The following is a 19253-nucleotide window of genomic DNA, read 5'->3' on the forward strand; positions in this document are numbered from 1 at the left end:
CACATGTAGGGAGTCGTACACGGTTATAGCAGAGGGGCTCAGTTGCCAAAGTTTATACAAAGTCAGATCGCATCTAGAATAATAGACAAGGGGTAGATTTATGATGAAAATTAAACGCTTTCCAATAGCAGTTTTGGCTCTGACGATGTTGACTTCAATTGTCGCGGGATGCACTAGCAGTAATAAAGAAGCCACTAGTACTAGCAATGCAGGAGAAGCTACTGGGAAAAAGGTAGAGCTTAAAGTTTGGCTGACACCACAGTGGAAAGGTGTTCTGGATTCTACAGAGCCTGGCGCTGATTACGATAGCTTCTTGAAAGCGGCAGCTGATAAATTTACTGCGCAATACAAAAAGTATGATGCGAAAATCAAAGTTGAAGTTATTGCAGGCGACCAACGTGATCAGCTTCTCAATGTCAACTTAAGCAGCGGAACGGCGCCAGATGTATTTTTTGAAAGCGTTTTTGCAATGGGCGATTATGTTCATCGCGGTGCTTTAGTGCCGTTAACTGATATTGTGGATGATGCATCCAAAACCGACATTGCCAAAAACTTTTGGGATGCGGTGACTTTCGGCAAAGATGTTTATTTCTACCCGTTCCAACATAACCCAGGAACCTTGGTCTATAACGCGGATATGTTCAAAGCAGCCGGTCTAGAGAAATACATTGGTGGACCTAATGATATTAAGACGTGGACACTAGCCGAGTATGAGCAAATTCTAAAAGGTCTGAAAGATAACCTGCCGAAAGATAAGTATTCCAATGCTTATCCGATGTCACTTTATGCTGTAAATAATCAAGGGGACACATGGAACCTTGCCTATATGAGAATGTTCGGTAATAAATTCTTTGACGATAAAGGAAATATCGTGCTTGATGATGCGAACGGTGTTAAAGCTGCGACTTGGTTGAAGAAAATCAAGGACGCAGGCTACACGAATCCGGGTCCTGAATCGGTATCGTCCAATGATGCGAACGGCATGTTCCGTAATCAGCAGTTAGCGATCAGCTTTACGAATCCGATCTTGTTCAACAACACCAAAGCGGATATGGCTAGCGGCAAGAGCGCGAAGTTCGATGTACGCCTAGCTAATATTCCGTCTGAAAGCGGAGATCCATTGTCCTTTACGTACGTAGTGGGCGCGAGCGTATTCCAAAATAAAGACAAAGCGAAAGTCGAAGTAGCTAAAGATTTTGTTAAATTCTTCTCCACAGATCCTGAATTGGTGAAGTCTTCGAAGAATGGTATCCCAGTAAGAACTTCAGTATCCAGAGAACTCAAAGATGTGAACCCGCTCTTTGCAGCTTACGATGCAAATTCCAAGTATCTATTTAACTTCAGCGGTAACGTTCCAGGCTATAGCCAATTACGAGAAGTGCTTTACCCTGAGCTTCAAGCCCTATATACAGGTGCCAAAACTCCTGAGCAGGTTGTGAAGGATTATCAGGCCAAAGGTAATAAGGTTATTCAAACGAATAAAGAGAGCTCAGTTATCTATCAAACGAAGTAAATGAATCATCAATAACCGATTAATAGCCTTGGGATCCGAGTGATCCTAAGGCTGCTAATTAGAAAGGAAAACCGATATGAGAATACGCAGTCAATCCCTCAAAGATAGTATCACCGGTTACCTATTTATTTCACCACAGATGCTGATTTTCTTAGTTTTCTTGGTATATCCGATTATTGAAGGTATAAGACTTAGCTTGTATCGGATCAATTATCAATCTGAAAAGTTCGTTGGACTGGATAATTATGTGGCGCTGTTTAACGATCCTGTATTTTTCAAAGCGCTCATAAATACCGTTGTGTTCGTCGTGTTTATCGTTATTCTTACGGTCGGTTTCGCACTGTTTGTAGCTTCCGCTGTATTTGACAAGAATGCCAAGTATGTTTCATTCATTCGAGGTAGCTACTATGTACCGGTAATGGTCTCAATGGTTGTCATGAGTATGGTGTGGAGTTTCTTACTGAATCCTGCGAATGGGTTAATTTCTTATTTCTCTCAGGAAATGGGTTTGGGTAATGTTAATTTATTGGGGAAAACAACAACGGTTATGCCGGTTATTATATTCGTAACATTCGCAACAAATGTGGGACAAGCGATCATTCTTTATATCGCCGCGATGCTGGGCGTATCGAAAGATCTGTTTGAAGCGGCGGAAGTGGACGGGGCGAGCAGATGGCAGGTCATTTTCAAAATATTGATTCCTTCTGTCCAATCCACGACTATTTATATTGTGATCATTAACATCATTGCTGTTTTGAAAATATTCGTAGTCATCCAGCTCTTAACTGGTGGTGGACCGAATAATGCTTCCGTAACACTGATGTACTATCTCTACAATAACGCATTTAAATATAATCAACTTGGTATGGCTTCAGCTGTTGGGGTAATCATGTTCGTGATTACATTATTGTTGTCCGTGCCTCAGTTAAGAAGCTTAGTCAAGGAGAAGTAAAGGGGGTATTCAGCATGTCGAAATCAAACAGCAAGAAGAAAATGGAGCGGATTGATATCATATCTAATGTGATCATTTTCATCTTCGCGATATTTAACTTGTTTCCTTTATATTGGCTCTTTACAAGTTCACTTAAAAATAGCTCGGATGTTGTGAAAATGCCGCCTGACTGGTGGCCAACCACGATTACTTTCTCTAACTATGCGGACGTATTTCAAAGTCAACCAGCTCTGAGATGGGTATTCAATAGTGTGTTCGTTTCTGGTGTCACCACGGTGCTTGTAATCGGTGTTGGGGCTATGGCCGCTTATGCCTTTTCGAAAATTAGGTTCAAAGGCAGTAATATCATCTTCATTATTTTTGTAGCGAGCTTGATGATTCCGAAAGAAATCATGATCGTTCCGCTATTCCGGATCACGCAGCAATTCGGGATGGTGAACAGTTATAACGGCATGATCTGGCCGAACGTTGCCACTGCATTTGGTGTGTTTTTGTTAAAAGGGTTTTTCGATACAGCACCAAATGCTTTAAGAGAAGCGGCGAGAATTGACGGAGCTAGTGAATGGAAGACTTTCATGCAAATTATGCTTCCGATTGTTAAACCTGGTATTGGTGCACTATTTATTTTAAACTTTGTACAAGTATGGAACGATTATTTATGGCAGTCCGTCGTTGGACAAGAGAAAAATATGAAAACACTGATGGTAGGTACGGCAACTTTGATGCAGGATCTTAATCCGAATTTTGCCTATAAAATGGCAGGAGCCACGGTTGCTGCAATTCCAATGCTGTTAATATTCGTTTTGTTCCAACGTTATTTTACCCAAGGCATGACGGCTGGCGCAGTGAAGGAATAAAAATATAGGTGTGGAGTGGGGAACGGATGGATACAAATAAGACAATTCTGGAAATGATTAAAGGGAAATTGGTTGTTTCCTGCCAAGCATTACCTGAAGAACCGTTGCACAGTCCATTTATTATGGGGAGAATGTCCTATGCGGCTTACTTAGGCGGTGCTTCGGGAATTCGAGCAAACAGCGTAGCAGATATTCATGAAATTAAGAAACATGTCGATTTGCCGATTATCGGGATCATCAAGCAAGTGTACGATGGATCGGATGTTTTCATTACGCCTACCATGAAAGAGGTCGATGCGCTTTGTCAGGAAGGTGTAGATATGATAGCAATGGACGCAACCGACCGCATAAGACCGGATGGCTCCACGATTTCAGATTTATTTCCGCAAATTAAAAAGAAATATAAGAATCAGCTCTTTATGGCGGATTGCTCGACGTATGAGGAAGCGGTCACGGCAGTTGAACTGGGTTTTGACAGTGTGGGTACAACATTATGCGGTTATACGGAAGCAACGAAAGGCAAGCCTTTGCCAAATTTCGAATTGGCACAGAAACTCGTTGCGACATTATCCGTCCCCATCATTGCTGAGGGTGGCATCTCGACACCTGAAGAATTGAAGCGATTATTTGATCTAGGTATCTACTCGGCTGTTGTAGGATCTATCATCACGCGACCGATGGAGATTACCAAACGATTCGTTAAGGCGATCCAATAGCTTATGAAAATTTTAGCGGCAGATATTGGTGGTACCAACACGAAGATGGGGATTTGCGATGAACGAGGGAATGTCGATCAATATAAGGAATATCCCACTGAAAGCCTCAAGGGAGGCCCTCATGTCATAGAGAAATTGCTTCTCCAGCTTGCGGTGTATGCGGATTACGATGCTATTGCCATAAGCACAGCTGGACAAGTCAATTCCGAAGAAGGGTATATTGTTTATGCAAATGAGAATATTCCGGATTACACGGGAATGAAAATCAGAGAGATCGTTGAAAATCGATTCAAGAAGCCTGCTAGAGTTGAAAATGATGTCAACGCGGCAGCATTGGGAGAGGCCTATTTCGGCGCAGCGCAATCGTTTCAAGATTTCTTATGTCTTACGTTCGGAACAGGTATCGGCGGAGCGATCGTTATCGATCGTCAGATTTACCGAGGAGCTAAGGGTGTAGCTGCGGAATTCGGTCATATCATTACGCACCCATTACCAGACGCGCGCGGTGGAGAGAGAAAGCCTTATTATGAAAACTATGCCTCAACGACAGCATTAGTTCGAATGGCGCAACAGGTGGATCCGGAATGTGTGGACGGCAAGGTTTTTTTTGGTAAAATAAGATTAGGAAACGAACCATTGCAGCAGGTCTTGCATGCTTGGGCGGCAGAAGTAGCCGTTGGCTTAGCTTCAATTATTCATATTTTTAATCCCTCGGCTATTATTGTAGGGGGCGGTGTGATGGAGCAAGAGGAACTCGTTCGTGCAGTCGAGGCCCAAACRCAAGATTTGATCATGGAAAGTTTTGCAGACGTGAAAATTCTTAAGGCTTCTTTGGGAAATAAGGCTGGTCTATTGGGCGCGGCCTCATTATTCTTACGCTGAAAGAGGCGCATTCGCATTATTGTTGCGCATCATGTCTGAATCTTGAGGCTAAGAGGGTGATCGTGTGCGCACAATCAATATTTTTACAACTATTCATTCTAAATATAACAACCTAACAACGACCGAGAAAAAAGTAGCGGACTATGTCCTGGAGAACATAGACAGAGTTGTCTACATGTCAATTACAGATCTTGCAGATGTTTGCGGGGTTGGCGAATCTAGTATATTCAGGTTCTGCAAGTCCTTGAGCTACAAGGGCTACCAAGATTTCAAAATTGCACTGGCACATAGCATTACCGTGGAAAATGAAATTCCGCAGCTTACCGAGAAGGTATTGATGAATGATTCCATCGCACAAGTTGCATCCAAGGTGCTGTCAACCAACATAAGTGCGTTAAACGAAACGTTCAACTTAATTGATAGCTCCAAAATCGATGAAGCCATTAATTACTTACTTCAAGCAGAAAAAGTCATATTTTTCGGTGTAGGCTCATCTTTAATGACAGCCATGGAAGCGAAAATTAAATTCATGCGCATCACCAACAAAACGGAATGCACAATCGATTCACATCTTCAGATGATGTCGGCAGCGTTGATGACCAAACGGGATGTGGCTGTGATCATCTCGTATTCGGGCTCAACCAAGGATACGATTGAGGTGGCCAAAAAGGCGAAGGAATGCGGGGCTACCGTCATTTCGATTACCCGCTTTGTCAAGTCGCCATTAACTTCGTATTCTGATCTTACGCTGTTATGTGGAGCCAATGAAGGCCCTCTGCAGGGAGGTTCCTTGTCGGCGAAAATTTCGCAGCTCTATTTGTTGGATGTCTTATATGTGGAATACTTCAAAAGATCCTACGAGGAATCGATTAGGAACAAGGAACATACAGCGGAGTCCGTGGTCGTGAAATTGCTTTAAAGGATTACACATGTGCAATGGGGGAATAGTCCATGATTTTAGGTACAATGTCATTGTGGGAAAAACAAAATAAATTTGAGCATACAGTTATCGTAACGGCCTTAGAGGAACTTAATCTACTGCTTAATGGTGACGTGCCTGAAGGTCGAGTAGAGATCAAAGGTGATCAGATGTACGTATCGTTTATGGAATTTGATGCTAAGCCGATGGACGAGCAGCTAGCTGAGAAGCACGAGTCGTATATTGATATCCACTACTTAATCGATGGAGAAGAGACGATCGGTTGGTTTGCGGATCGGGAAGATCTCCGTGTTGTAAAAGCCTATGAAAGTGAACATGACTATGCATTATATGATCCATCGGCAGACGAGATTTTGCTTCATCTCAAGCCTGGCATGTTCGCCGTCTTTTTCCCTAACGATATTCATAGACCTGGCATGGGGCAATCATCGAAAATCAAAAAAGCGGTAATTAAAGTTCATGTGGGGCTGTTACAGCCTTAGTTCGATACTTGTTTGTTCGTCACTTGTAAAGTATAGATAACAGTTAGCTGTCTATAGACAAAGGCCCCATTCGCAGTTTAAGCGAAGGGGCTTTTTGGTCATGATGACATGAGACTCGGCGAGCTGAACAGGCTGTTTATCTAACATCTGAAGGCGGAATAGAATTGAATATATTGCGGTACCCCCGTCAGGACTGTATTTATGTCATGTAACGTTACGCGAATAGCGATTTCAAACGATTTAAAATTAACTATGTTATATATGTTGACATAAACGAACAATCTAAGTATGATATAAACAAAAGTAAGACAACGAAGTAACAACCGCATAGCAAACTTGTTTTCTAGGGTTCCGCGATAGAATGAAGGCTATCGGTCAGGTCCAAGAGAAGACACACGGTGAGCTTCATCGTGCACACGGAGGGATAAAAGCCCGGGAGGATATCAGGATATGATATCATTCCGGGCTTTTTCCTAATCATTTTATACAGAGAGGGAGTTCGGGGAATGAGACAAAAAACTATATTTCTGATGTTGGCGGTATTATTAACTTTTACAGTAATCAGCGGGTGTGGAAGTAAAGAGGCGAGTACGACAGCAGGAGGCAGCAAAGAGCCAATCAAGTTGGCGCTTAGTCCATGGCCGGGTTGGTTCGTGTGGTACCTTGTGAAGGAGAAGGGCTTTTTCGAGAAAAATGGCGTGAACGTGGATCTGGTCTGGTTCCCTGTGTACAGTGACTCCTTATCCGCACTCGCTTCAGGTAAAGTGGATGCAAATAGTCAAACGTTGAGCGATACACTAGTTCCAGCAAGCAAAGGCATTAAGTTGAAAGCAGTGCTGGTGAATGATAATTCGAATGGCGGCGACGGTGTTGTTGTGAAGCCTAGTATCAATTCATTGAAAGATTTGAAAGGTAAGAAAGTCGCAACTGAGCTTGGAACTGTCGATCATCTTCTGATGCTGACAGCGCTTGAGAAAGCCGGATTAGCAGAGAAGGATGTCTCTTATACGAATATGACAGTCAACGATGCAGGGCCAGCGTTCATAGCGGGTAATCTGGATGCTGCGGTACTTTGGGAGCCTTTCTTAAGCAAAGCCATTCAAGAGGGGAAAGGGAAGCTGCTCTTCTCATCCAAGGATACACCAGGATTGATTCCTGACTTGCTCGTATTTAAAGAAGAAATTACGAAGAATCGTCCAGACGATGTGAAAAAAGTCATTAACGCTTGGTTCGATGCATTGGACTACTGGAAAGCGAACCCAGAAGAGTCTTTGAAAATTATGGCTAAAGCGGCAGAGACGCCGATTGATGAATACAAAGCTGGCGTGGATAGCGTGAAGATTTTCCAACTGGAGGATAACGTCAAGGCTTTCGCCAAAGGGGATTCCTACGAATCGCTAGCCTTTACTTCTGTTAAGACGGCCGAATTCTTAAAAGGCTTAGATATGCTGAGCACAATACCGAAAGCGGAAACCTTCTTGGATGGCCACTTTGTAGAGGAAGTCATGAAGGAACGCAAGAAATAAATTAAAGATATAAAGGCTGAGCAGGAGGGCTGCAGATGGAAACGCTGGTGAAAAAAAGACGCAAGTCCACATTGTTTGCCATACGTGGTGAAATTAGCCGTAAATCATATTTGTCAGGTGTTGTGCTTATCATTGCGATTCTGTTATTGTTCTGGAGCGTAATGAGCTACGGCAACTTGGTTAATCGTACATTCCTTCCAACACCGGATCAGGTGCTCCGGCAGTTTGGGATTCAATTACAGAACCCCGTGTTCTGGCAAAATGTTTGGATCAGTATTTTCCGAGTGGGCGGTGGATTCTTGCTCGCTTGTATCATCGGGATACCGCTAGGGATCCTGGCAGGTACGTATAAGTTTGCGGAAGCTATCCTAGTACCTCCTACTGAATTTATTCGGTATATGCCTGCGACAGCGTTTATTCCCTTGATCATGGTGTGGGCAGGGATTGGCGAATGGGCGAAGGTCCTCGTCATCTTCCTGGGGTGTTTCTTCCAATTGATGCTGATGGTTGCAGACAATACAAGGTCAGTCTCCAATGATCTACTGCAAACCTCTTATACGTTAGGTGCGAAACGCTGGCAAGTGATCGAAAAGGTGCTGATTCCTGCACTGCTTCCAGATTTGATGAATACGCTCCGCTTAATCATTGGATGGGCATGGACGTATCTGGTTGTAGCTGAGTTGGTTGCGGCTAGCAGTGGTCTTGGATTTTCGATCATGAAGGCGCAGCGGTTCTTGAACACGGATCAAATTTTCGTAGGCATAATTGCGATTGGTTTGCTTGGCTTACTGACGGATCGCACATTTGCTTATTGTCATAAGCGATTTTTCCCATGGTTGGAAGGAGGACGTTAAGATGGAAGCATTAAACTTAGATTATAACAACGTACCTTCTGAGGGGACTATTGCGAGTGCTGCTGTACGAAAAATTGAGGCGGTCGATGTTACGAAGGTGTACAGTACGAAGAAGTCGCAATTCGTAGCTTTGGATCGAGTGTCCTTTCATGTGGATGCGCATGAATTTGTCAGCTTTGTCGGGCCCTCAGGCTGCGGGAAGTCTTCCTTATTGCGGATTATTGCTGGATTAGAGCCCTTGACGATGGGGGATCTGAGTATCAACGGGCATGAGATTGAAGGTCCTGGCGCTGACAGAGGCATGGTCTTCCAGAGCTATACGTTATTCCCCTGGCTATCCGTGAGAGAGAATATTGAGTTCGGATTGACGTTGAAGGGTGTTCCTTTGTTCGAAAAGAGAGCCATATCCGATCACTTCATGGAGCTAGTCGGGTTGCATAAGTTCGCGAAATCATTGCCGAAGGAGCTTTCGGGCGGGATGAAGCAGCGGGTGGCGATCGCGCGAGCTTTGGCGAATAATCCGGATGTGCTGCTCATGGATGAACCGTTCGGCGCGCTGGATCCGCAAACGAAAAATGCCATGCAGGAGCTGCTGCTGCGCATTTGGGAAAAGGAGAAGACGACGGTTGTGTTCATCACGCACGATATCGAGGAAGCTATCTTCTTATCGCAGCGGGTATATGTGATGCAGGCGCATCCAGGCACGATCCGCAGTGAAATTGTCATACCGCGCGGGTTGCGGCAGGTAGAGGATGTGAAGGATTCCGAAGCTTTCATGAAGCTGAAGAAGCAGATCATTTCGTTGATTGGGCATCACGACGAGTAAAGGCATAGGGGCACCATAGCAGATGATCTGCTAGTGGTGCCTTTTGTGTTTGGTTGTGACTGCATCAATTGTGCATTGGGGGAGATGGGGGAGATGGGTGAGATGGGTGAGATGCGTGAGATGGGTGAGATAGGTGAGATAGGTGAGATAGGTGAGATAGGTGGAATAGATGAAATAGATGAAATAGATGAAATAACTGGAAAACATCCAGCTATTTTGAGCCATTTTGCTCAAAAACCGCAGAAGTGAGTAAATTAGCTACATGAAATCCATCTAATTCTGATTTTGAACCAAATAGGGAGAATTTAGATGGAGGTTTTCCAGTTAATCATTCAAAACGCCAAAAGAGTAACAGATATCCTATCCCATACCGCTTAGTCAGATTGTGGAGCCGATGCTAAGACGGGGAAAAGCCGCCCCTTAAGGAGTTCACCTTCCTGAAAGCCAGAGCCTTGGGTGAGCTCATGATTGCTTTTGCTATTAAAAGTGGCATTCTCCGGCATATAGACGATGGTCAAGACTCGGCGTGGTTTGTCAGATTTGTTGGCATGCGCATAATGAAAAGTGAGTCCATGATGAAGTGTGAAGCTGCCGCGTTTGAGAGGGACGTTGATAGGTCGGCGGAGGTTTGTACCACTTTCCTTGGTGAGCTCGAGTAAATCGATGGGATGGAGGAAGTCGACATTCGTTAATTTCCCTTCCTTATGAGAGCCTGGGATGAAGGACAAGCACCCATTCACATCATCCACATCATGCATCGGCAGCCATAGGGTTAGGACGTTCGATTCATGCATGGGAAAATAAGTGGCATCCTGATGCCAAGGTGTAGGTTTGGAATCTCCGGGCATTTTCCAGAAGGCTTGATCATGGAACAAGCGGACGCCGGTTGAACCGGAAAATTGCCTGGCAATATCCGCAAGTTTGGGACTTAGCACGTAAAGGGCTATACCTGCAGAATCCCGCCATGTATTCATTTTGCTGTTGAGAATTTTGAAGTAGTCGGAGTCCTTCTCCACACTTTGTGTATGTTATCCTTCAATCGCCATGACCTCGTCGAGGTAAGCGCTCAGCTCATTGATTTCCTTTTCCGACAAGACATCCTCTAACTGGACAAAACCATTCTCTTCATAAAATGCGATTTTCTCTGCTGGCACTTGAAACATGGGGGTCACCTCTTTGTTCAAATTGGGTATGGCAAGTGAAGCGGGAGTTTCAATTGAGTTCATCATACTCTGATGCTTATTTTTCTGTAAGTAGTGATGTCTAAGAATTGGTAGAAATGCTAAAGAGCAGAAGCGCTTTTGGATTATTTGCAAAAAAGACAGAGATTTGACGAGCAATCCCCTTCTAGCTACAATGAGTTTAAGCGTTTCAAGAATGAGGGCATAGGATGAAAAAAAACAAACAAGCTACCATCGTCGATGTTGCCTCTGAGGCAGGTGTGTCCATTGCGACGGTGTCGAATGTTATTAACCGAAGGWAGGTTCCGATGTCTCCGGAAACCATCCGCAAAGTGGAAGAAGCGGTTGTCCGACTAGGTTATCGCCGGAACGTCATGGCAACGAGTTTAAGTCGGCGACGCTCGAATGAGTTAGGATTGATTCTCCCGCATTTTGGCGGGTATTATGGCAGATTTGCTGAGAAATTGGAAAGAAGGTTTCACAGTTACGGCTATCACTTATCTGTATTCTCAGCGGCAGGCATGGATCCTGAAGTGGAGACGAGGCATATTGAGCATTTGCTGCAACGACGAGTGGACGGATTAGTTTCCCATGGCTTGGCGATCAGCATGCATTCCACACAGCAATTAGTGGGTGAAGGAACGCCGCTTGTCATCTTTAACGGGTGGGGGTGGCCGAATGAGATTACGAAGCTGGCTGTGAATTTGGATTTTGCCAAGGCCTCGAGCCAGGCCGTTCAGTATTTTCTGTCACATGGCTGCAGAGCTGTTTTCTATGCGGGAAGACGTAAGGGGATGGGCGCGAATGAGCAGCGCATCGAGGGTTTTCTGGCGGGGCTAGGTGACCGAGCGGAGACGATCGTGCATGCGCTTTTGGATGCAGGAGAGCTGGGTGTCGCTGGAACTTTGGAAGAGGCGCTGCGTGTGAGCGGCGGGCTCCGACCTATCGGCATCTACACGTTCAATGATGCGCTAGCGTTGGAATTGATTGCTGAATGCCATGCGCGAGGCATCCGTGTTCCTGAGGAAGTGCAGCTTATCGGTATGGATAATGAGCATTTTGCGAAGGCTAGCATTCCTTCCATTACGAGCTTCGAGATGCCAGTCGAGCTGCAAACGCGTTTAGTTGCGGCTTTCCTGATGCGGCAGATGGGGGAAGAAGTAGACGAGGAAAGCGCGATATTGCTGGATTCGTATCTGGCTCAGATGAAGGGGCATGAGCTGCTCATCGATATGGAAATGGTTGTGCGTAATTCGACGCATAACGAATAAAACCGTTAGTCACCTTGGGAGGTGATTAACGGTTTGCTTGTTTAAAAGTTAAAGGTGGTTTCCTTCAAGTTTGGTAGGTCTATGCTGGAGCGCTAGGCGCTTGTGTGGTTTTGTTGTTTCAGCTGCTTTTGCTGCCGCAGGAAATCTTTCCCGTATTCCCCGTGCGGATTAATGTCCGCGTGTTCGATTTGAATCGTGGCATGCTCGATGCCGTACTTGCTCTTTAACGTCTCATTAATAGCGAGAATGACACAAAAAGGCTGAATGTTAGGACTAATAAACACGTGCGCGGTTAGGGAATAATGGTCGGTCGAAACCGCCCAGAGATGCATTTCGTGGACATCTTCTACGCCTTCAACCTTCGCGATCACGGAGCGGATTTCGTCTAGATTAAACTTTTCAGGGACGGATTCCATCAGGATCATGAAGGATTCACGAATTATTTTGCTGCCACCTGTAAAAATAATGCCCCCAATCACGATCGAAATCAACGGATCGAACCAGAGAAGACCGGAATAATAAATAACAATGGCCGAAATGATCACACCCACCGAGCTAAGCAAATCTCCGAAAAAGTGCCAGAGCGCGCTTTGCACATTCAGATTGTCTTCCTCCTTGACGCTGTTATGGAGAACCAACGTAAGGACGAGGTTAACGACGAACCCGATCGAGGCAATGCCTAGCATGAGTCCCAATTGTATGGGTTGAGGGTGGAGGACACGTTGGACGGCTTCAATACAAATTCCCAAAGCGATGATGCAAAGCGCTAAGCCGTTGAGAAAAGAAGCGACAATTTCAAAGCGCAGGAATCCAAAAGTGAAGCGAGCATTGGGCTGGCGCGTAGCTAATTGGAGGGCAACCATACTCAGACCAAGCGCAATGACATCTGAAATCATATGAGCCGAATCGGATAAAAGAGCAAGGGAATTCGATAACACCCCACCGATAATTTCAACAATCGTGAAAAAGGCCGTTAATATGAGGGTAACCCACAGGGTTTTTCTTGACTTACTTTGTTCTTTCACATGGTGGAGATGATGATAGTCATACTCGACGCTCATAGGGTACCTCCTTATTTATAATTATTCTAATTAGTGTATACTTAGTATATGCCACTTGGGTAAAACGTGCAACTGGAAATGGGGAAGAATTTGAAGGTGAGGTGGATGGAGGCGAGGAGCAGGGCATTGCGGAGAGGGGAGAACAGAGAGCGGAGAACAGAGAACGGAGGACGGAGACAGCAAATTAGAATAGAAAGCGTTTTCTAATTTGTAACAGAAATGAAATATTCCTGTTATGGTTCCATAATGTTCACTTGGTAATATAATAAACAAGACCCCCTTTTTAATATAAACTTTTAGAACCCGGCCCCGTTGGCTGGGTTCCTTTTTTTTATGTCATGACCAATACCCCATATACATAATGGTTATCAACCAACCTCACAATCACACCCAACAATGGATTGAATTCGCATATATTTTACAATTTCTTATTGCCAAGATAACACTTCAAAAACACTCAATGACTAGAATGAGTATAGGACAACTGAACAGGCAAGGGTAGGAGACGCGGAGAAAACCCTTCATGGCAGCAAATGAACGGCTAGTGGAAGCTAGCTGAGGTCATTTGTATGCGTGAAGGGTTTTTTGTGTTCTCCAAAACAGATAGGAGGATTTGAAGACGATCGAAAGTAGGTTCATCTGTTTTTTTAACGAGTATATAACATGCATTCATCCATTTTCCAAGAAAGGGTTGATTCTATGAAACGATATAAAAAGGTTTTGAATAGTCTACTAGTCGCTGCACTAGTTACTAGCTTAGCACCTATTGGTCTAATGAATGTCCAAGAGGCTCATGCTGCGGAAGATGTAAGAAATTCTCTCGATGTGAGGAAGACGGTTAATGCCCCGGTGATTGATGGGGATTTGGACGAGTCACTTTGGTCAATTAACCAGAGGTTAACGAAACAAACAGGTGGTGGAACGTTTAAAGATAGTAAATTCGGCATGCTCTGGGACAATAAGTACCTGTACATTGKGGTTAAGGCAGATGATGAGAGCCTGACTGCAGCAGGTACGGGGAATTGGTTTGAACAGGATAACATTAATTTCTTCCTAGATCCAACGATGCATCAATCTGCGCCTTATGCAACAGATGATATGCAACTCGGATTTGTGTATCAATCGGATTCTACATCCCCTGAGTTTCACTTCGGGGCTGCGACAAATGGACAAAGCAGCAAGGATTCGAATAAGATTTTGCGGGCCATTAAGAAAACCGCAACGGGCTGGTCTTTAGAAACAGCGGTACCATGGGATATGTTGAAGATGGATCCTGTGTTGACGAAGAAGCTGGGCTTGGAAATTGGCGTAACAGACCGCTATGGGGCGGACGCTGCGCAGCAAAGAAATAGTTACTGGAGTGCGTACCAATCGAGCTCATTTTGGAATGATACCTCTGGTTTTGGTGTGATCAACCTCGTGGACAGTAATCCCGTGACAGATCCGGTGAATCCCGTGCTTTTGCAGGAAAATTTCGATGCGAATCCGACGGGCACGATTCCATACGGATGGATTTCTGATGTGAACGCGGGAAGCGCGCCGTTTACAGTTGTGCAGGATACATATGGCAATGGACGGATGACTTTTGATGGAAAGGCTTCAGGTAAGCAGGGGCGGATTATTGCTCCGGTACAGTGGGATAACTACACGGTTGAAGCGGATGTACGATTCGAAACTGTGCTGGATGCAGGAAGATGGGCAGCATTGATGTTCAGAGTGCCTTCTACGGGGAAAGTTCCTTACAATCAAATGGCTATCCGTCAAAATGGTACCTACGAATTCGCCTATCGCAAAGCGGACAGCAACTGGTATTCGCCAACTCCGATTTCGGGTTCTTGGAGAGCATTGACTTTGAACTCCGACTACACGATGAAGGTTCGGGTTTTTGGCAATAACGTCAAGGAGTATATGAAAGCAAAGTCAGATCCGACCTACACGATGGTGACGGACACAACGTTGCCAGCGACAGTCGTGATGGAGAAAGGGAAAGTAGGGCTGCAAGCGGATCAAAGCAGGGTTTCGTTCGACAACCTGAAGGTAACGCGAATAACGGCAGATCGGCTTGACCTCGTTGTACCTAACACGATGGAAGCATTGAGTGGTCCGATAAGTGTGACCGGCAGTGTGTATTACTCGGATGGTATTAGCGAAGACATTTTAAACAAATCAATCAAGTACTACTCCTCGGATGAGTCGATCATCAAGGTTTCGAATAATTCGTTTTATCCAATTAAAGCAGGAAGAGCAACAGTTAGGGTGATTTACGATACGGCCGAGTACTTGCAAGAAGTAACGGTAACACCGAGTACGGTGCCAGCAAAAGTAAATTCCCTCAAGCACGATGATGGTTACTTTGTAGCTACAGTGAATCAACCAGTACCCTTGAATTCAATCGTGTTTAAAGCAGATTTTAGTGATTTTACGTCAGGTACAGTGACAGGCAGCGATTTGACCTGGGCAACTAGCAGCCCTTCCGTTGTAGTGAATAGTACCAGTCTGAGCGTTCTCCAAAAAGGTGTATACTCCCTAACTGCTCAAAAAGACGGAGTTTCCATTTCAATGTTTGTTGTAGCGAAAGAAGCAACGGATAGTGAGTATGTGCTCTATGAAGAAAATTTTGATCAGCTTACGGAAGGAACGCTTCCCGCAGGCTGGACACGAAAAGAAGGGACGACTACGAGCAAAGCCGTTGTTAAAACGGGAGGATTCGAATTGGATGCGGCAGCAGCCCCAGATAATCCTTCTCGTGTACTTTTGCCTGATTTCCTAGGGGCTTTTGGCAATTATAAAATCGAAGCTGATGTGACGCACTTGCAAGCGAACGATAATGCTAGATGGCATTCCATCATGTATCGTATTCAAAACAATGATTATCCGTATTATCAAATGGCGGTCAGAAAAGACGCTACAGCGGCAAATGGTGTAGAATTTGCTGAAAGAACTACATCGAATGCCTGGAATGTCATGGATACCGGTGCTTTTACGGAAGCTATAGACCCTAGCAAACTGTACCATTATACGATCAAAGCTTTTGACAATCGTGTGATGGAGATGATAAACGACAAGGTTGTCGTGGATACGGACAATGCAGGTTTGTATGCAAAAGGAAGAATTGGTTTACAATCCAACGCCAGCAAAATGAGGGTAGACAATATTCGGATTACTTTACAACGGGATGCGCTGCCTTTATCCGCGACTCAGAAATATGTAAGTGTGACGGAGCCTACTACGAAAATTGCTATGGCTTCCACCGTTGTGACGGAGATTGCAACTGCCAACGATTTATCCAAACTGACAGGTACTTCCTTACCTGCTACCGTCATCTTACATGTCAACAAGGATCTTAAAGTGACTGATGCTAGCAGTCAAACCGTGATTGGGGACTTTGATTCGATCCTAACTACGCTCGGAACTTCAACGATGGCTGCCTTCTATGTCAAGGATGAGCAGACGGTAGATGCCTTGGTGCCGTACTTGAAAGTGAATAGTATTGAGGATGTATTTGTGATATCAAGTAATGGCGATTTGGTTAAAAAGGCCAGACAAGCGTATCCGATCATACGCGGAATCGTGGATTTTTCCGGTAAAACAATTGAGAACAACGATCAGTTGCTGGAAATTCGTCAGATAACCAATACAAGCCTCGCACATATTGCGGTGCTTCCACAGCAGGCTGCTACAAGAGAAAATACGAACTATCTGCAAATGAGAACGATCATGGTATGGGCAAAATCTGTTTCCACAACTAATGGGGAAAATCTTGCCTTGCATTCGCTGATTACAGCGGGAGTTAATGGGATTGTGACGGGCACGCCAAGTGCGGCTTTCAATGCTTTAAGTGTGTATAACAATAACACGACCTTGATACGCAAACCGTACATTATTGGACATCGCGGACTGCCGACGGCTGCGCCAGAGAATACGATTGAGAGTAATATGTTGGCGCTGGATAATGGGGCAGATTTCATTGAAAATGACGTTTATATTTCCAAGGATGGCTACCTCGTCATTCATCATGATGGTGATTTGAAGGGAACGACGAATGGCACGGGCAATATCGAGAATTACACATTGGCTGAAATTAAGGCACTCAATGCCAATAAGCCTCATCCGACGGACTATCCAGATGTGAAAATTCCGACATTGGAAGAACAAATTGACCTCGTTCAGCAACGKGGCAAAATGATCATGAACGAGATTAAGACATCCACACCATCGGCTATTGATGCTTTCGTTCAGTTGGTCCAATCTAAAAATGCCGAAGCTGATATCGACAACATGTCGTTCGTAGCCAATCAGATCTCGCGTATGAACAGCTTGATGCCGACCATGCCTTCAGGCTTGTTATCAAGTTTGTCCGGCGGAAACAACGTGAAAGGCATGCTGCGCACAGTACTTAGCTCCATTCAGCCTTTGAATGCTACTTTCAACAATGATTACCATGGTATCTCGCAAAACTTTATGGAGGCTGCTAAGCATCGTGGTATCTTGATTTCACCTTGGACAATTAATGATCGAACAGTGTTTAATCGATTCTTCATAAATGGCGCTTGGGGCATAACAACCGACTATGCCAACTGGGCTGCGGATATGGCGGCAGCGATTAAACCGGAGAAATCGGAGTTTACGTTCGAGAAGAATGAAACGATTCCGATTCAAGCCAGCGTGACAACGTACAAAGGGGATACAACAAGTATCGCACCTGAGATTGTTATGTTGGATGGGCAAAATTCCTTTGAAGTAAACGGCAATGAGGTTACAGCGAATGGTAAGGGTTCAGGTGTAGCGCATGCTTTGTTACGATACACCTACACGATGAATGATGGCAATAAGTATGACTTGTACACACAGCCAATCACGCTGAATGGACCAAGTGAGCCAAGTGAGCCAAGTGTACCAGATGACAGTGAGCAAAATGGTGGTAGCGTAGGTGGAGGTACGGAAATTAAGGATTCTCCGTTCAAAGTGACAGATGCGTTGATCCAAGCGGCCATTCAACAATCGGGAACGGACAAAAAGCTGATTGTTACCGTGCCATTGAATGAGAAGAAGGATCAAGCAGTTGCCATCCTGGCACCAGCTGCCATTCAAGCCGTGATGTCGGCTGCAAGCAATCATACCGTAATCATTCAAACAGAACTTGGATCCTATGAGCTGAATCTGTCAGCTGTAGATTTGCAAGCTTTGGCAGTGAAGCACGGAACATCACAAGATAAGCTAAACTTGACCATTCAAATTAAATTGAATGAAAAGGCTGTTGCAGAAGCAATTGCAACCGGGAAAGATGTCAAAAAAGCCATCGACTTTACGCTTACAGTGGGAACCGAAGAAGGCAAGAGCGAAGAAATTTCCAACTTCCATCAGTTTATTGCTAGATCCATCAAGTTGGACGCTGTATCGGACATAAAGGCATTGGCTGCTGTGCGTGTAGAACAAGATGCGAAAGGCAATACCGTGTATCATCCAGTTCCATTCTCGATTCAAGGTAATGACGTTCTCATCTACAGCCGTACGAACAGCACGTATCTACTGATGGCAAACCCAGTGACTTTCAGCGATTTAGAGCATCATTGGTCCAAACAGACCGTGGAATCCATGGCGAATAAAATGATTGTTCAGGGTGTAGGGGCTTCGAGCTTTGCACCTGATCGTCAAGTAACACGTGCAGAGTTTGCCGCTTTACTGGTGAGATCGTTTGGCTTATCTTCCTCACAATCGACTGTTACAAACTTTAAGGATGTTAAAGCTGCGGATTGGTTTGCGACGGCAGTTAGCCTTGCGGCAGATGCTGGACTCGTAAGTGGTTATGAAGACCACACATTCCGACCAGATGCACCGATCTCCCGCCAAGAAATGGCGGTCATGATTGACAGAGCACTGCAATTCGCAGGTTACAGTGCTAAGCTCCAACCAACCAGCTCGGTCACGTTCAGTGACGCAGCGAATATCGCCGAGTGGGCCAAGGATGCGATCCGAACAGCTTCCAAGCTGCAGATTATTAATGGCAGGGATGGCAATGTCTTTTCACCACTAAGTACCGGCACTCGTGCAGAAAGCGCAGTGATGCTAAGCCGCATGCTGCAAGCTCTAAACTTTTCTAACTAATGGCATGGTGAGCATCCCCTCTAAGAAAGGAATAGCGGAGGGGATGTTAATCCTGAGCAAACAAATATTTGTTATGGTTAAGGTGGG

General features: G+C 44.9%; 16 protein-coding genes and 1 riboswitch. Of the genes, 13 read left to right on the forward strand and 3 right to left on the reverse strand.

The features are described from left to right. Window positions 1-100 precede the first annotated feature (100 nt). The 11 genes from AB4114_RS12060 (at window position 101) to AB4114_RS12110 (ending at window position 9797) form a co-directional block, all read left to right on the forward strand. A complete protein-coding gene (locus AB4114_RS12060) occupies window positions 101-1513 on the forward strand; it encodes an ABC transporter substrate-binding protein (RefSeq protein WP_441988674.1) in 1413 nt (470 codons plus the stop codon). A 76-nt stretch (window positions 1514-1589) separates the two neighbouring features. Then, window positions 1590-2465 (forward strand): carbohydrate ABC transporter permease, encoded by an 876-nt coding sequence (locus AB4114_RS12065; protein ID WP_441988675.1) that lies wholly within the window; start codon window positions 1590-1592, stop codon window positions 2463-2465. Window positions 2466-2479: 14 nt separating this feature from the next. Then, window positions 2480-3322, forward strand: a complete 843-nt coding sequence (locus AB4114_RS12070) for a carbohydrate ABC transporter permease (RefSeq protein ID WP_441988676.1) — start codon at window positions 2480-2482, stop codon at window positions 3320-3322. A 26-nt stretch (window positions 3323-3348) separates the two neighbouring features. Continuing rightward, window positions 3349-4038, forward strand: coding sequence for an N-acetylmannosamine-6-phosphate 2-epimerase (locus AB4114_RS12075; RefSeq protein ID WP_441988677.1), 690 nt, complete (start codon window positions 3349-3351; stop codon window positions 4036-4038). 3 nt (window positions 4039-4041) lie between these two features. Further along, window positions 4042-4920 carry an ROK family protein gene (locus AB4114_RS12080; RefSeq protein ID WP_441988678.1) on the forward strand — a complete coding sequence of 293 codons (879 nt, stop codon included), beginning with the start codon at window positions 4042-4044 and terminating at the stop codon, window positions 4918-4920. A gap of 64 nt (window positions 4921-4984) precedes the next feature. After that, complete coding sequence (locus AB4114_RS12085) at window positions 4985-5839, forward strand: MurR/RpiR family transcriptional regulator (RefSeq protein WP_441988679.1); 855 nt, start codon at window positions 4985-4987, stop codon at window positions 5837-5839. 32 nt (window positions 5840-5871) lie between these two features. Continuing rightward, window positions 5872-6342, forward strand: a complete 471-nt coding sequence (locus tag AB4114_RS12090; protein WP_441988680.1) for a YhcH/YjgK/YiaL family protein — start codon at window positions 5872-5874, stop codon at window positions 6340-6342. Window positions 6343-6674: 332 nt separating this feature from the next. After that, window positions 6675-6783, forward strand: a riboswitch (guanidine-I (ykkC/yxkD leader). Between the two features lie 65 nt (window positions 6784-6848). Beyond that, window positions 6849-7868, forward strand: coding sequence for an ABC transporter substrate-binding protein (locus tag AB4114_RS12095; RefSeq protein ID WP_441988681.1), 1020 nt, complete (start codon window positions 6849-6851; stop codon window positions 7866-7868). Window positions 7869-7903: 35 nt separating this feature from the next. Next, window positions 7904-8722 (forward strand): ABC transporter permease, encoded by an 819-nt coding sequence (locus AB4114_RS12100; protein WP_441988682.1) that lies wholly within the window; start codon window positions 7904-7906, stop codon window positions 8720-8722. Window position 8723: 1 nt separating this feature from the next. Further along, window positions 8724-9548, forward strand: coding sequence for an ABC transporter ATP-binding protein (locus tag AB4114_RS12105; protein ID WP_441988683.1), 825 nt, complete (start codon window positions 8724-8726; stop codon window positions 9546-9548). Between the two features lie 93 nt (window positions 9549-9641). Next, the gene (locus AB4114_RS12110; protein ID WP_441988684.1) at window positions 9642-9797 is read left to right on the forward strand and encodes a hypothetical protein; all 156 of its coding nucleotides are present in this window, start codon (window positions 9642-9644) and stop codon (window positions 9795-9797) included. A gap of 125 nt (window positions 9798-9922) precedes the next feature. Here AB4114_RS12110 and AB4114_RS12115 read toward each other — a convergent pair whose 3' ends face one another. Together AB4114_RS12115 and AB4114_RS12120 are read right to left on the reverse strand one after the other, a co-directional pair. Continuing rightward, on the reverse strand, window positions 9923-10564 hold the full coding sequence (locus AB4114_RS12115) for a phytanoyl-CoA dioxygenase family protein (protein ID WP_441988685.1): 642 nt from the start codon (window positions 10562-10564) through the stop codon (window positions 9923-9925). Between the two features lie 12 nt (window positions 10565-10576). Continuing rightward, complete coding sequence (locus AB4114_RS12120; protein ID WP_441988686.1) at window positions 10577-10711, reverse strand: hypothetical protein; 135 nt, start codon at window positions 10709-10711, stop codon at window positions 10577-10579. Window positions 10712-10938: 227 nt separating this feature from the next. On the opposite strand from AB4114_RS12120, the gene AB4114_RS12125 reads away from it, so the two are divergent. Further along, window positions 10939-12000 carry a LacI family DNA-binding transcriptional regulator gene (locus AB4114_RS12125; RefSeq protein WP_441988687.1) on the forward strand — a complete coding sequence of 354 codons (1062 nt, stop codon included), beginning with the start codon at window positions 10939-10941 and terminating at the stop codon, window positions 11998-12000. Between the two features lie 92 nt (window positions 12001-12092). Here the strand turns inward: AB4114_RS12125 and AB4114_RS12130 are convergent, their stop codons facing one another. Next, a complete protein-coding gene (locus AB4114_RS12130; RefSeq protein ID WP_441988688.1) occupies window positions 12093-13061 on the reverse strand; it encodes a cation diffusion facilitator family transporter in 969 nt (322 codons plus the stop codon). 699 nt (window positions 13062-13760) lie between these two features. Between AB4114_RS12130 and AB4114_RS12135 the strand changes: the two genes are divergently transcribed. After that, on the forward strand, window positions 13761-19166 hold the full coding sequence (locus AB4114_RS12135) for a glycerophosphodiester phosphodiesterase family protein (protein WP_441988689.1): 5406 nt from the start codon (window positions 13761-13763) through the stop codon (window positions 19164-19166). Window positions 19167-19253 lie beyond the last annotated feature (87 nt).

Source organism: Paenibacillus sp. 2RAB27 (assembly GCF_052115445.1).
Classification (GTDB): domain Bacteria; phylum Bacillota; class Bacilli; order Paenibacillales; family NBRC-103111; genus Paenibacillus_E.